Below are 12,660 nucleotides of genomic sequence, written 5' to 3' on the forward strand. Positions count from 1 at the left end.
CGAATGATAGCGCACCGACATCATAAAGGGCGGCGACGTCGAGCAGTCACGAAAAAACCGCCCCCCCCCCCCGACATCCGCACCACCCTCGCGGCAGCCGACGGAAAACCGACCGTCGGCGGACAAACCACGATGCAATGCCGTCGCAGGTCCGCGCTTGGCGTTTGTCCGACAACCGACAAGCGCTCGAAAGCCCCCCTTAAATGCGTTTTCTACAAGCATTGGCAAAATGCCTCATCGCCAGCGCACTCGACAAGAGTACGACCCAAATCCGTTGGATTTCGAGATGCACCCACTTTGGGCACATGATCGCCAAACGTCAGATGCGGGACCCAACGGCAACGGCCCCACGGAGCCCTTTCGATTTCGACCGAAGCAACCGAAACGCACCGCGCCACAAGTCGAAAGCCGGCAATCTCGACCTCGGGCATACGCAAATCAGTGAAACATCGGCGGAAAAGCGTTGGCTCGTTGCCACAGCAGCCAACGCAAGAGCGACCACGGCAAGAAACAACGGAAAGATTCGAACTCGCACCAGCAATGCTCCGCGCAACGCGGCCGACACGTCAGGCGAAGAGCGCAGAAGGTCGGCGCAGCTAGCGACTTCGACTCGCGACCGCAATCGATTGCAAGCCGACGTGCGTCATCTTCGCGGACGACGCACCCACGAAAAGCGTCCGCCTCCTCGTAGGAGGCGGACGCTGCGCGAGAACAGATGACGGCGGTCATCCCCGCATTCGCAGAACCAGACCGCGCCATAGCGAGATCGAAGCGCATGACCGCGCCACCATGAGCAGCGTCACGGCCGCCTTCGCATCGACATCCCAGCCGGAAAGCCACACAAGAACAAACTCCGCAGAGCAGAGCACGATGAGGGAGAGGCGGTCCGCAATGCCCGATCATGCCAGCTCTGCTCGTCCGGCGAGCGGACGAGGTCGCCCGCTTCCGCACGCTCCTCGCGCTTCCGCCAGTCGTCACGACGCTTGCCGCCTTCGTCCATACCGGATCCCCTCCCGCGCCGTCCGAAGGGCATCTCCGGTTTTCCGCTATCGGGAGAAGCGTCAGACATGCTCGGCGTCGAGCGCCTCGTCGAGGTACTCTTTCACCGGCGGCTCGCCGTAGTCCTTGACCTTGTCCATGTGCCAGCACTCGGTCTTCGGCATGCCCTCGATGCGCTCGGCCACGAACACCGGATCCTCTCCCCGTTTGCGCTGAGCGGTGTAGTCGTCGAGGGCCTTGAGCGCCCATTTGCCCAAGAGCAGGATGGCCACGAGGTTCACGACGGCCATGAGTCCCATGGTGATGTCGGCGAAGTTCCATGCGAGCGTGAAGTTGTTCAGGCAGCCCACCATGATGGCGGCCAAGCACGTGAGGCGGAACACCGTGAGAGCCGTCGTGCTCTTCGTGATGAAGCGGATGTTGCCCTCGGCGTAGAAGTAGTTGCCGATGAGACTCGAGAACGCGAACGCGAAGATGGCGAACGTGACGAAGTGGATGCCCATCTCGCCCACGCCTGCGTTCACGGCCATCTGCACGAGCGGCATGCCGTTGAGGTCGCCGAACGTATTGCCCGACTGCACGTAGAAGATCAGCACCATGAACGCCGAGCAGGTGCAGATGACGAGCGTGTCGATGTACACCGACAGGCTCTGCACGAGGCCTTGCTTCACCGGATGGGACACGCTGGCCGTGGCCGCGGCGTTCGGCGCCGAGCCCATGCCGGCCTCGTTCGAGAACAGCCCTCGCTTGATGCCCAGCATGATGACCGAGCCGGCGAATCCGCCGAAAATGGCCTGGAAGTCGAACGCCGAGGCAAAGATCACGGAGAACACCTGCGGAAGAAGTCCGATGTTCATGACGGTGATGACGACAGCCAAGCCGATGTAGGCGATGGCCATGATGGGCACGATGATGGAGGTGATGACGCTGATGCGCTTCGATCCGCCGAAGATGACAAAAGCGGTCATGACCACGAGCACGATGCCCAGCGCCACGGCGGCGCCGCTCGTTGCGTAGTCGGGAATATAATACTCCAGCGCGCTCGCCATGTTGAAGGCTTGCAGCCCGTTGAAGCCGTACGCGTAGCAGATGATGAGCAGGACGGCGAACAGCACTCCGAGCCACCGCTTGCCGAGCGCTCGCTCGATGTAGTACGCCGGACCGCCACGGAACTCGCCGTCTTTGCCGCGGACCTTCCATATCTGCGCGAGCGTGGACTCGACGAACGCCGACGCCGCGCCCACCACGGCCATGGCCCACATCCAGAACACCGCGCCCGGGCCGCCCGTGGCCACGGCCGTGGCGATGCCGGCGATGTTGCCGGTGCCCACGCGGCTGGCGGTTGACACCATGAGCGCCTGGAACGACGAGATGGATCGCTCGCCCTTCACGTGCTTGCGCTCGGTCAGCTGCGTGAACATGTCCTTGAAATAGCGGATCTGAACCGCCTTGGTGCGGATGGTGAACGAGACCCCCGTGAATACGAGCAAAATCACCAGGATGTAGGTGTACAGAAAATCGCTGACCTGGCTGGTCAGCCCGATGAGCATCTCTTCCATAAGCCTCCTTCTGCTTCTCGTCGCCCGCCCCCGCACGCCCCAGCGCGCAGCGAAGGCGGCTTCCTACCCGAGCTTCTTCGCCAGAAGCTCGTTAATGACCTTCGGGTTGCCCTGACCGTGCGTCTCCTTCATGCACTGCCCCACGAAAAACCCGATGAGCCCTGTCTTTCCGCCGCGATACTGCTCGACCTTGTCGGGGTTGGCGGCCAAGACGGCATCCACCACGGCCTCGATGGCGCCGGTGTCGGACACCTGCCGCATGCCGCGCTCCTCCACGACGGCGGCGGGATCCTTGTCCTCGGCGACAACGGCCGCGAACACCTCCTTGCCCTGCTTGGACGAGATGGCGTCCTCGGCCACAAGGCGCGTGAGCTCTACGATGCGCGCCGGCGTGAGCGGAAGGTCGGCGAGCGCCTCGCCCGCATGGGCGTTCAGGTACGCGGTCACGTCGTTGATGAGCAGGTTCGCCACCGGCTTCGCAAGCTCACCCGCCTCGGCAGCGGCCTCGTCCATGCACGCCTCGAAGAACGACGCCACCTCGGCGTTGTCCAGCAGATGGCGTGCGTCGTAGGACGAAAGCCCGAAGTCGCGCCCGATGCGCGCCGCGCGCGCATCGGGCAGCTCGGGCAGCTTCGCGCGCACGCGCTCGATGAACTCCTCCGACAGATCGTAGGGAGCGAGGTCGGGCTCGGGAAACAGGCGGTAATCGTCAGCCGTCTCCTTCGTGCGCATGACGATGGTGCGCTTGGATGTGGGGTCCCAATGCCGCGTCTCCTGGAAGACGCGCCCGCCCTCCTCGAGCACCTCGGCCTGGCGGCATATCTCGTAGGCCAGTCCGTCGTGGAGGTTTTTGAAGCTGTTCATGTTCTTGAGCTCGGTCTTCACGCCGAAGGCCGCCTCGCCGCGGCGGCGCAGGCTCACGTTGCCGTCGCAGCGCAGGCTCCCCTCCTCCATCGAGCAGTCGGAGATCCGCAAGGCGAGGTAGATCTGACGCAGCTTCTGCATGAACAGGCGCGCCTCCTCGGGCGTGCGCAGGTCGGGCTCGGTCACCAGCTCGATGAGCGGCGTGCCCGCGCGGTTGTAGTCGACGAGCGAGTGCGTGGCCCCGGCGATGCGCCCTTCCCCGCCGCCCACATGCACCATCTTGCCCGCGTCCTCCTCCATGTGGATGCGCGTGATCCCCACATGCGCCGTGTAGCCGTCGGCCGTTCGCACGAGGTTGCCTCGCGCCTCGCCCTCGGACAGGCCGGCCATGTCCACACGCTCCCTCGCGGCAGGGCCGTCCACCGCGAGGTCGAGGTGCCCGCGCATGCAAAATGCCACCGGCCCTTGGGTGGTTTGGAAGTTCTTTGCCATGTCGGGGTACATGTAGTTCTTGCGGTAGAACATGCTGCGGCGCTCGATGTCGCAGTTCGTGGCGAGACCCGCCAGCACGATGGACTCGATAGCCGCCTTGTTCGGCACGGGCAGGGCGCCCGGCAGCCCCAGGCACACGGGGCAGGTGTGCGTGTTCGGCGGCGCGCCGTACTCCAGCTTGCAACCGCAGAACATCTTCGTCCGAAGCGTCGTCAGCTCCGCATGGATCTCCAGACCGATGACGGCCTCCCAGTCGCGCAGTACCTCCTCGAGCTTCCGCACGCTACTCACCCGCCTTTCCGTCCGCACCGACCAGCCCCGGCAGATCGACTCCCGCGACGGCCTGTGCCGCGTCGGGCAGCGCCGCCGGCCTGCCGAGCGGTTCCCCGGCATCGGGCGCGAAGCCCGGCGCAACGGGAGCGGAGCCGTACACCGTCTCGAGAGCGGCGGCAACGCGCAGCATGTTCTCGTCCTTGAACTGCGGCGAAACGAGCTGCACGCCCACGGGCAGACCCGTGTTCGAGCCAAGGCCCACGGGCATGCTCATGCCGCCGTTGCCCGCGATGTTTATGGAGATGGTGAACATGTCGGACAAGTACATGTCGGTGGGGTCGGACACTTCGCCGAACCGAAACGCCGTGCGAGGCGACACGGGCGCGAGGATGCAGTCCACCAGCTCGTAGGCGCGCGCGTAGTCCTGCGTGATGAGCGTGCGCACCTGCTGCGCAGGGTAATAGTAGGTTTCGTACACGCCGGCGGACAGCAGGTAGCTGCCCAGCATGATACGGCGGCGCGCCTCGGGGCCGAAGCCCTTCGCACGACTTGCCTCGTACTGGCTGCCGAGGTCGGCATGGCCAAGATCGCGGTAGCCGTAACGCACCGAGTCGAAACGGGCGAGGTTCGAGAAGGCCTCGCAGGGACCGAGCACGTAGTAGGCGCTCATAGCGGCCTGCGCGTTGGGCAGATCCACCTCCACGATCTCGGCGCCGAGCGCGCGCAGATGCTCGGCGGCCTCCACCACCTTGGCCTTGACCTCCGACGTGAGACCCTGCGCATCCATGAACGCGGGCACGACGCCGATGCGCATGCCGCGCACGCCTTCGGCGAGGTTCGCCGTGAAATCGACACCGACATCCTGGCTCGTGCAGTCGAGCGCGTCGCGGCTGGCGATCGCGTTGCACGCCAGCGCGGCGTCGGCCACCGAGCGAGCGAACGGCCCCACTTGGTCGAGCGAACTGCCGAACGCCACCACGCCGTAGCGCGAGACCACGCCATAAGTGGGCTTCACGGCCACCGTGCCGCAGAAGCTGCCGGGCTGACGGATGGAGCCGCCCGTGTCGGAACCGAGCGCGACGGTAGCGAGCCCGGCTGCCACGGCGGCGGCGCTTCCGCCCGACGAGCCGCCGGGCACGCGTTCGAGATCCCAGGGGTTTTTGCTCGGGCCGAACGCGCTCGTCTCCGTGGAGGAACCGAACGCGAACTCGTCCATGTTGAGCTTGCCGAGCGGTATGCCGCCGGCCTCGATGGTGCGCGCGACGCACGTGGCCGTGTAGGGCGACACATACCCCGCGAGCATCCGCGACGAGCACGTGGTGTGCGTGCCGGCTAGGTTCATGTTGTCCTTGAACGCCACGGGCACGCCCGCAAGCGGGCCGCATGCGGCAAGCTCGCCCGCGGCGACGGCCGCATCGATACGTTCCGCCTGGTCGAGCGCGAGGCGCTCAGTCGTCTCGAGATAGGCGTGCGTCGCTCCGTCAAGGGCGCGCACGCGCGAAAGCGACGCTTCGGCGATCTCGCGGGCGCTGAACTCGCGCGCGGCGAGGCCGGCTCGGATCTCGCGTGCGCCCATCGCCGGGAAGGCGCGCTCGGACGCGGCGCCCATCAGCGATCACCCCCTTCGCCCAAGATGGACGGGACGAGGAAGCACCCGTCCTGCTGCTTCGGCGCGTTCCCCAGCGCAACCTCCTGTGCGAAGCCGGGCTCCTCCACATCCTCGCGCATGACGTTCGAGAGGCCTCCGATGGGGTGGAACGTGGGCTCGACGCCCGCAAGGTCGTACTCGGTGATGGGCTTCAGGCTGTCGATGATGGCGTTGAGGTCGGCGGTCATCTGCGCCACCTCGTCGGCATCCAGCCCGATGCGCGCGTACTCCGCGATGCCGCGGACGTCGCGCTCGGTGAGGTGTTGGGCCATAGGACTGCTCTTTCCTTCTCTCGTTTTGACGCAACGCCGCCGCGAGCATGATCGGCCGACGTTGGTGGAGCGGGTGAAAACATGACCCAACAATGATAGCAGACCTTGCGCCCCTCGGCGATGCGGGAGCCAGCCGACGCGGCATTTCGCAAGGAGGGAGGGCAAGTCGCACGCCGCGCAGGCCCGCCGACGAAACGAGAGGGCGCTGTTGCCGAACGCGCTTCCACCGCCGCAAGGCCCTTCCGGCCGCCTGCGCGCGACGAAACCTGGGCGCAAGCGGCCAGGGCCGCAGCGTTCGCAAGAGCCCCGACTCGGGGTCGTCGAAGCGTCGGGCGCCCGGCTTCGGCCGATTCCTCCCGGTTCGACGCGCCGCGACGACCGTCCCGCAAAGGATGGCGGATGCCGCCGAGAAATGCCCCTCCCCTGTCGGTCATGCCGACGGGGAACCCGCCGCACGCCGTCCGCCGTCCCAAGTCGATATTAGCGACGCCTCCGGAGCACGCGCCCCAACCGAAAACTCCAGCCCACGACGACCCCCTCCAAAAAAGCTTGGCCACCGGTCCCCGCCTCCTTTTAAGTTCTCTTGATTATTATAGTAATATAGAATAATATAACGATAGAACAAATAAGGGCGGGTGCAGGGGACCGAAGGGAGGGCGAGCACGTGCGACGACCCGCCTGCGCATCTGCGCTGGAGCAAGCCCAGTCGGACGCGCGAACGCAAGGACGAGACGAGAAACATCGCGAGAAAGGGGGAACCATGGCCAAGTACGGCATGGTGATCGATCTGACGCGCTGCACGGGGTGCCAAACCTGCGTGGTGACGTGCCAGATGCACAACAATCAGAGGCCGGGGGTGAAATGGTGCTCCGTCGACGCCGTCGAGCAGGGCGCCTACCCCGACGTCGACCGCTTCTACCTCATCCATTCCTGCATGCACTGCGACGACGCCCCGTGCGTGAACGTCTGCCCCACCGGCGCCAGCGCACAGCGCGACGACGGCATCGTCACGGTGGACTACGACGCGTGCCTGGCCTGCGGCGCGTGCGTCATGGTGTGCCCGTATGCGGCGCGCACCATCAGCTTCAAAGACAACTGGAACTTCGACGCCGCCGAACCGGCCCCCTACGAAAGCTACGGCGCCCCGCACGCCGATGTGGCCGAGAAGTGCGTCTTCTGCTCCGACCGCGTGGACGACGGCCTGCAGCCCCACTGCGCGGAGGCCTGTCCGATGGGGGCGCGCGTGTTCGGCGACGTGGAGGATCCCGCAAGCGACGTCAGCGCCTACATCGAGCAGAACAACGCCGAGAACCTGCGCGGCACGTCGCTGTATTATGTGAAGGGAGGCCACGACCTCAACCTGCGCGAGGCGCTTATGACCAACGTCTCGAACGTGCCGAACATCATCGCCGACGAAGCGGAGCCCGCAGGGCCCGTCGGCGAGCAGCAGGCGCCGAACGCGGCGGTCATCGGCGTCGGCGCCGTGGCGGTGGCCGCGGTCGCGGCCGGCGCGGGCTTCGCGGCCGGCAACGCCCGGGGGAAGAAGGCGGCCGACCGCGTCGAGGGAAAGGACGAGTAGCATGAAGAGCCTGAACGACATCACCTTCTCGCGGCGCGCGTTCGTGGGAGCGGCGGCGCTCGGCACGGCCGCGCTGGCCGCGGGCGGCCTTGAGGCGGCGGCCCCCGAGGACGCTTTCGCCGAGGAGGCGGGCGGCGAGACGTACGTCTACACGTCCTGCCCCATGTGCAACCAGTCCGTGTTCTGCGGCCTCAAGGGTACCGTGAAGGACGGCAAGCTCGTGCGCGTGGAGGGCAACGACCAGCACTCCAAGCCCAAGCCCTGCCTCAAGGGCCTCACGAGCCTGCAGAACGTCTACGATCCGAACCGCCTGCTGTACCCCGTGAAGCGCACGAATCCCAAAAAGGGCATCGGAGAGGATCCGAAATGGGAGCGCATCGGCTGGGACGAGGCGCTTGAGACGATCGCTTCGGAGTTCAACAAGGCCAAGGAGACCTACGGCGCGGCGTCGGTCACGTTCCATTCGGGCGACCCGAAGGAGCACCTGCCGGTGTTTTGCCGCGTGGCCGCGCTCTTCGGCACGCCGAACGTGTCGTGGGGCGGCGCGCAATGCGCCTTCGCCCTGGCCATGGCAAGCATCCTGAACTACGGCAACACCATCATGACCATGCCCGCCGCCCAGACGAAGGTGCACCTGCAGTGGGGCTCCAACATCGCCTGGTCGATGTATCCCCAGCCCACCGCGTACAAGGGCATGCTCGACGCCAAGCGCGCAGGATGCAAGTACATCGTCATCGACACGCGCCTCACCCCCACCGCGGTGCAGCTGGCCGACCTCTACCTGCAGCCGCGCCCCGGCACGGACGGCGCGCTGGCGCTGGCCATGGCGAACGTCATCATAGAGGAGGATCTCTACAACCACGACTTCGTCGAGAACTGGACCGAGGGCTTCTCCGAGTACGCCGAGTACGTGAAGGAGTTCACGCCCGAGAAGGCCGAGGAGATCACCTGGGTGCCCGCCGACAAGATCCGCGAGGCGGCGCGCATGTGGGCCGAGGCGGGCGCCGGCACCATGTGGGTGAGCCCGCACTCCACCACGCACCACACCAACGGCGTGCAGAGCACCCGTGCCATCACGCTGCTGCCGGCCCTCATGGGCTACTGGGACTACGAGGGTTGCCGCACCGTGGCCCCGGGCGTCACCGGAACGGACGACTCGGCGTTCCAGCTGGCCGACAAGATCGCCGAGCTCGCACCCGGCCGCGCCGGCGTCGACCGCTGGCCCGTGTGGTCGGCCATGTCGACGTACTACCAGAACAACGGCCTGCTCGAGTACATCAACGACGGGCTCATCCACGCGGGGCTGTTCTTGGGGACGAACCTCATGAACTTCGCCCAGACCCCGCTTCTGCAGGAGGCCGTCTCCACGCTCGACTTCGCCGTGGCCTGCGACATTCACCTGAACCCCTGGACGCACGACTACATGGACATGGTGCTGCCCGCCGCCGTGTGCTGGGAGCGCGTCGCCCCCTTCCAGGCGCAACCGAACGGCATCATCGGCAGCCAAGCCGCCATGGAGCCCGCCGGCGAAGCCAAGGAGGACTGGCAGTTTCTGCTCGACCTGGGCTGCGCGCTCGGCTTCGAGGAGGAGTGCTTCCACGGCGACCTGCATGCGTGCATGCAAGCCTACCTCGACGCCGGCGGATCGGGCGCCACGGTTGAGGACATCCAGGCCGCCCTGCCCGGCGTCTACGAACTGCCGATGTCGGGCGAGTGGCAACCGAGGCAGTACGAGCAAACCGGGTTCGGCACGGTGTCGGGCAAAGTCGAGTTCAAATCGGGCATGCTCGAGCAGCTGGGCTTCGAGGGGCTGCCCGTCTACGAGGAGCCCTCGGTGAGCCCCGTGTCCACGCCCGAGCTCTTCGAGCAGTACCCGCTCATCCTCACCACGGGCAACCGCGTGCCGTGGTACGTGCACAGCAAGTACCGCCACACGCCCTGGCTCAACCAGTTCATGCCCGAGCCGCTCATCCGCATGAGCCACGAGGACGCCGAAGCGCGCGGGCTTGCCGACGGCGACCGGGCGCGCATGTTCAACCAGCTGGGCGAGATCCAGGCCAAGGTGGAGGTCACGAACATGCTGCACCCCGGCAACGTGGAGATACTCCACGGCTGGGAGCAGGCGAACTCGTGCCTGCTCATCGACCGCACGTTCGACCCCATATCGGGCTTCCCCACCTTCAAAGACGCCCTCTGCGAGATCGAGAAGATCTAGCGCTCGGCCCCTCCCCCGACCTCGCGCCGCACCCTCGGCGCGAGGTCGGGACGGCCCGCCGTACAAGGGCGGAAAGGCCGGATCGACGGGAGCCCGTTCTCCCTTGCGCGGCCGAGAGCCGGCGCCGAACGGGTTCCCGCCGGTCGCACGGCGTCGAAGACGCCCTCGGGGGCGACCGCGAGAAGCGAGATCGATGAAGGACGACGAAGGGCGATGGAGGAAGGAGCGAACATGGACGAGATGCTGTGCAGCGTGCTCGAAGGCCGCACGACCGCTTACGGGCTGCTCGCGCGCCTGCTCAACCGAGAGGTGGACGAGGAGCTGCTCGCCGAACTGCGCGCGCTGCCCTTCGCCGCGGACGAAGCCGTTCGCCCGAACGGCCCGAACGGCGTGAACGACGCGAACGACCCGGGCAGACGCGACAACGCTGCGGATCTCCCCATCGCCGCGTACAGCGCGGATCTCGACGAGGGCAACCGCCTCATGGGAGGCTACCTGGCCGGAATCGGGAACGAGAGCGGCGACGCGCAGCGCGCGCTCACGGACCTGGCCGTCGACTTCGCGCGCCTGTTCGTCGTGCGCAAGCGCTCGGAGAGCGTGGCCCCCTACCCCAACGAGTCGGTGCACACCTCCAAAGAGCACCTGCGAATGGACGGGGCCCGCGACGAGGTGCGCGCCCTCTTTCGCGCCGAGGGCGTGAGGGCCGCCGACGCGTGGCGGCTCGGAGAGGACCACGTGGCGCTCGAGCTCGAGTTCATGCAGACGCTCGCCGCGCGCACGGCCGAGGCGGCCTCGGCGAACGACGAAGAGACCGCAGACGACCTGCTGTCGAAGCAGGCGAGCTTTCTCGACCGGCATCTTCTGAACTGGGTGCCCGCGTTCGCCGAGGCCATGGGGCGAACCGCCCGGACGGACTTCTACCGCGGCGTCGCGCTCCTCCTCGTCGCGCACCTGCGCGAGGACCGCGCGCTCGTGAAACAGCTGCTCGGCTGACGAGCCGCACGGCGGAGCGCCGACGATGGCGCCTTCGCCCGGCACCTGGTAGAATGCCTTCGAGGGAATCGAAGGAGGCGACGTGACGAGGTTCGGCATGGCCATCGACATGGCGCGCTGCACCGGCTGCCAAACCTGCGTGGTGGCATGCCAGATGCACCATGCGCTCAGGCCCGGCGTGGCGTGGTGCGCGGTCGACGCGCTCGAATGGGGCCGCTGGCCCGATGCCGATCGCGCCTTCCTCCCCCACGCCTGCCTGCATTGCGACGAGCCCCTTTGCGTCAGCGTGTGCCCCACCGCCGCCAGCCACAAGCGCGACGATGGCACAGTGGGCATCGACGAGGCGCGCTGCATCGGCTGCGGCGTGTGCCTGACGGCTTGCCCCTACGGCGCGCGGACCCTCAACCGCGAAGACGCGTGGCACTTCGGCGCGCCGTCGCCCGCTCCCTACGAGATAGAAGGAGAAGGGCGTGTGGGCGTGGCCGAGAAGTGCACCTTCTGCATCGAGCGCGTGCAGGTCGGGCTGCTTCCGGCCTGTGTGGAGGCATGCCCTGTGGAGGCGCGCGCCTTCGGCGACCTCGACGACCCTGAAAGCCCCGCGAGCGCCTTCGCCGCCGAAACGGGCGCGCGGCCCGTCCCCGGCACGGGCGTCCTCTACGCCGACGGCGGGCGCGGGCTCGACATAGGGCGCGTGGTGACCGAGCGCTACTACGCGCCCGCATCGCGATCGCAGACCGCCGACGGCCGCGTCGGCGAGGGAAACCCCGCAGTCGTGGCCGGCGCGGGAGCGGCCGCGGCGGCGCTGGCCGCAGCCGCGGGCCTCGCGGCGAAGCGAAACCGCGATCGCCGCGCGAAAGCGCAGAGGCGGGCGTAGGGAGGATCCGTGTTCGGCGACTCGATCATCTGGTACCTGTTCCTCGGAGGCGGCGGCGCGGGAGCGGCGGCGGTGCTGGCCGCATGCGACCTGCTGTTCGCCCACCGATCCAGGCTCGGCCGGAGCGATCGCCTCGCCTGGACCGACGAGCTCTCGCGGCCCCTCTTCGCGCGCGGCTACCTCGCAGCGACCGTCGCGCTCGTCCTGGGCGCGCTCTGCCTGCTGTTCGAGCTCGGGCGTCCCGAGCGATTCCTGTACGTGCTCGCGCTCCCCACGGCCTCCGTGCTGACGTTCGGCTCGTACGTGCTGGCGGCCACCATCGTTTGCGCGGCGGCGCTCGGCGGCGTCGCGCTGTTCGGAAGCGCGCGGACGCCCGTCGTCCTCGTGCGGGCACTCGAGTGGGCAGCCCTTGCGCTCGGCCTGGCCACCACCGCCTACACCGGTGTCCTGCTCGCGCAGATCGGGTTCGTTCCCCTATGGGGAAGCCCCCTCCTGCCCGCACTGTTCACCTGCTCGTCGCTTTCCGTGGGCGTCGCCTGCACGATGGCGGCGGCGCTGCCCGATGCGCGCCGCGCGCCGCGTCTTCTGCGCGCGCTCGCGCGGGCCGACAGCGTGGTCATCGCAGTCGAAGCGCTTGTGCTGACAGCCTATCTGGCCTCGGCTGCATTCGGATCGGGGCAGGCCGAGGCGGTGGAAGCGTTCCTGTTCGGCCCGGGCATGTGGTTCTTCTGGATTGGGTTCGTCGCGTGCGCGCTCGCGCTCCCGCTCGCCCTCGATTTCTCCTACACTGGATGCGGTCGCGTCGCGCTGGCTGCCGCCGCCGTGCCCTTGGTGCTGGCAGGCGGCTTCTTCCTGCGGTACTGCATCGTCAACGTGCCCTGGACGTAGCGCG

Annotated in this window: 9 protein-coding genes; 5 read left to right on the top strand and 4 right to left on the bottom strand. The window is 67.4% G+C overall.

Annotated elements, in window-relative coordinates; genetic code table 11:
* Positions 1-1,061: 1,061 nt before the first annotated feature.
* From B5F40_RS12580 to gatC, 4 genes are all read right to left on the bottom strand, one after another.
* A complete protein-coding gene (locus tag B5F40_RS12580; RefSeq protein ID WP_087194634.1) occupies positions 1,062-2,558 on the bottom strand; it encodes an alanine/glycine:cation symporter family protein in 1,497 nt (498 codons plus the stop codon).
* A 63-nt stretch (positions 2,559-2,621) separates the two neighbouring features.
* Entirely contained in the window at positions 2,622-4,196 is a 1,575-nt protein-coding gene (gatB, locus tag B5F40_RS12585) for an Asp-tRNA(Asn)/Glu-tRNA(Gln) amidotransferase subunit GatB (RefSeq protein ID WP_087194635.1), read from the bottom strand.
* 1 nt (position 4,197) lies between these two features.
* Positions 4,198-5,796 (bottom strand): Asp-tRNA(Asn)/Glu-tRNA(Gln) amidotransferase subunit GatA, encoded by a 1,599-nt coding sequence (gene gatA, locus B5F40_RS12590; RefSeq protein WP_087194636.1) that lies wholly within the window; start codon positions 5,794-5,796, stop codon positions 4,198-4,200.
* Positions 5,796-6,107 carry an Asp-tRNA(Asn)/Glu-tRNA(Gln) amidotransferase subunit GatC gene (gatC, locus tag B5F40_RS12595; protein WP_087194637.1) on the bottom strand — a complete coding sequence of 104 codons (312 nt, stop codon included), beginning with the start codon at positions 6,105-6,107 and terminating at the stop codon, positions 5,796-5,798. Before gatC ends, gatA begins: the two co-directional genes overlap by 1 nt.
* A gap of 760 nt (positions 6,108-6,867) precedes the next feature.
* Between gatC and B5F40_RS12600 the strand changes: the two genes are divergently transcribed.
* From B5F40_RS12600 to nrfD, 5 genes are all read left to right on the top strand, one after another.
* The gene (locus tag B5F40_RS12600) at positions 6,868-7,686 is read left to right on the top strand and encodes a 4Fe-4S dicluster domain-containing protein (protein ID WP_087194638.1); all 819 of its coding nucleotides are present in this window, start codon (positions 6,868-6,870) and stop codon (positions 7,684-7,686) included.
* A gap of 1 nt (position 7,687) precedes the next feature.
* The gene (locus B5F40_RS12605) at positions 7,688-9,901 is read left to right on the top strand and encodes a molybdopterin-containing oxidoreductase family protein (RefSeq protein WP_087194639.1); all 2,214 of its coding nucleotides are present in this window, start codon (positions 7,688-7,690) and stop codon (positions 9,899-9,901) included.
* 231 nt (positions 9,902-10,132) lie between these two features.
* Positions 10,133-10,894 (top strand): TorD/DmsD family molecular chaperone, encoded by a 762-nt coding sequence (locus B5F40_RS12610; RefSeq protein ID WP_162610979.1) that lies wholly within the window; start codon positions 10,133-10,135, stop codon positions 10,892-10,894.
* A gap of 82 nt (positions 10,895-10,976) precedes the next feature.
* Positions 10,977-11,768 (top strand): 4Fe-4S dicluster domain-containing protein, encoded by a 792-nt coding sequence (locus B5F40_RS12615; protein ID WP_087194641.1) that lies wholly within the window; start codon positions 10,977-10,979, stop codon positions 11,766-11,768.
* Between the two features lie 9 nt (positions 11,769-11,777).
* Positions 11,778-12,656: an NrfD/PsrC family molybdoenzyme membrane anchor subunit gene (gene nrfD / locus B5F40_RS12620; RefSeq protein ID WP_087194642.1), complete on the top strand. Its 879-nt coding sequence runs from the start codon at positions 11,778-11,780 to the stop codon at positions 12,654-12,656.
* Positions 12,657-12,660 lie beyond the last annotated feature (4 nt).

Origin of the sequence: Gordonibacter sp. An230 (assembly GCF_002159915.1) — a bacterium.
Lineage (GTDB): Bacteria > Actinomycetota > Coriobacteriia > Coriobacteriales > Eggerthellaceae > Rubneribacter.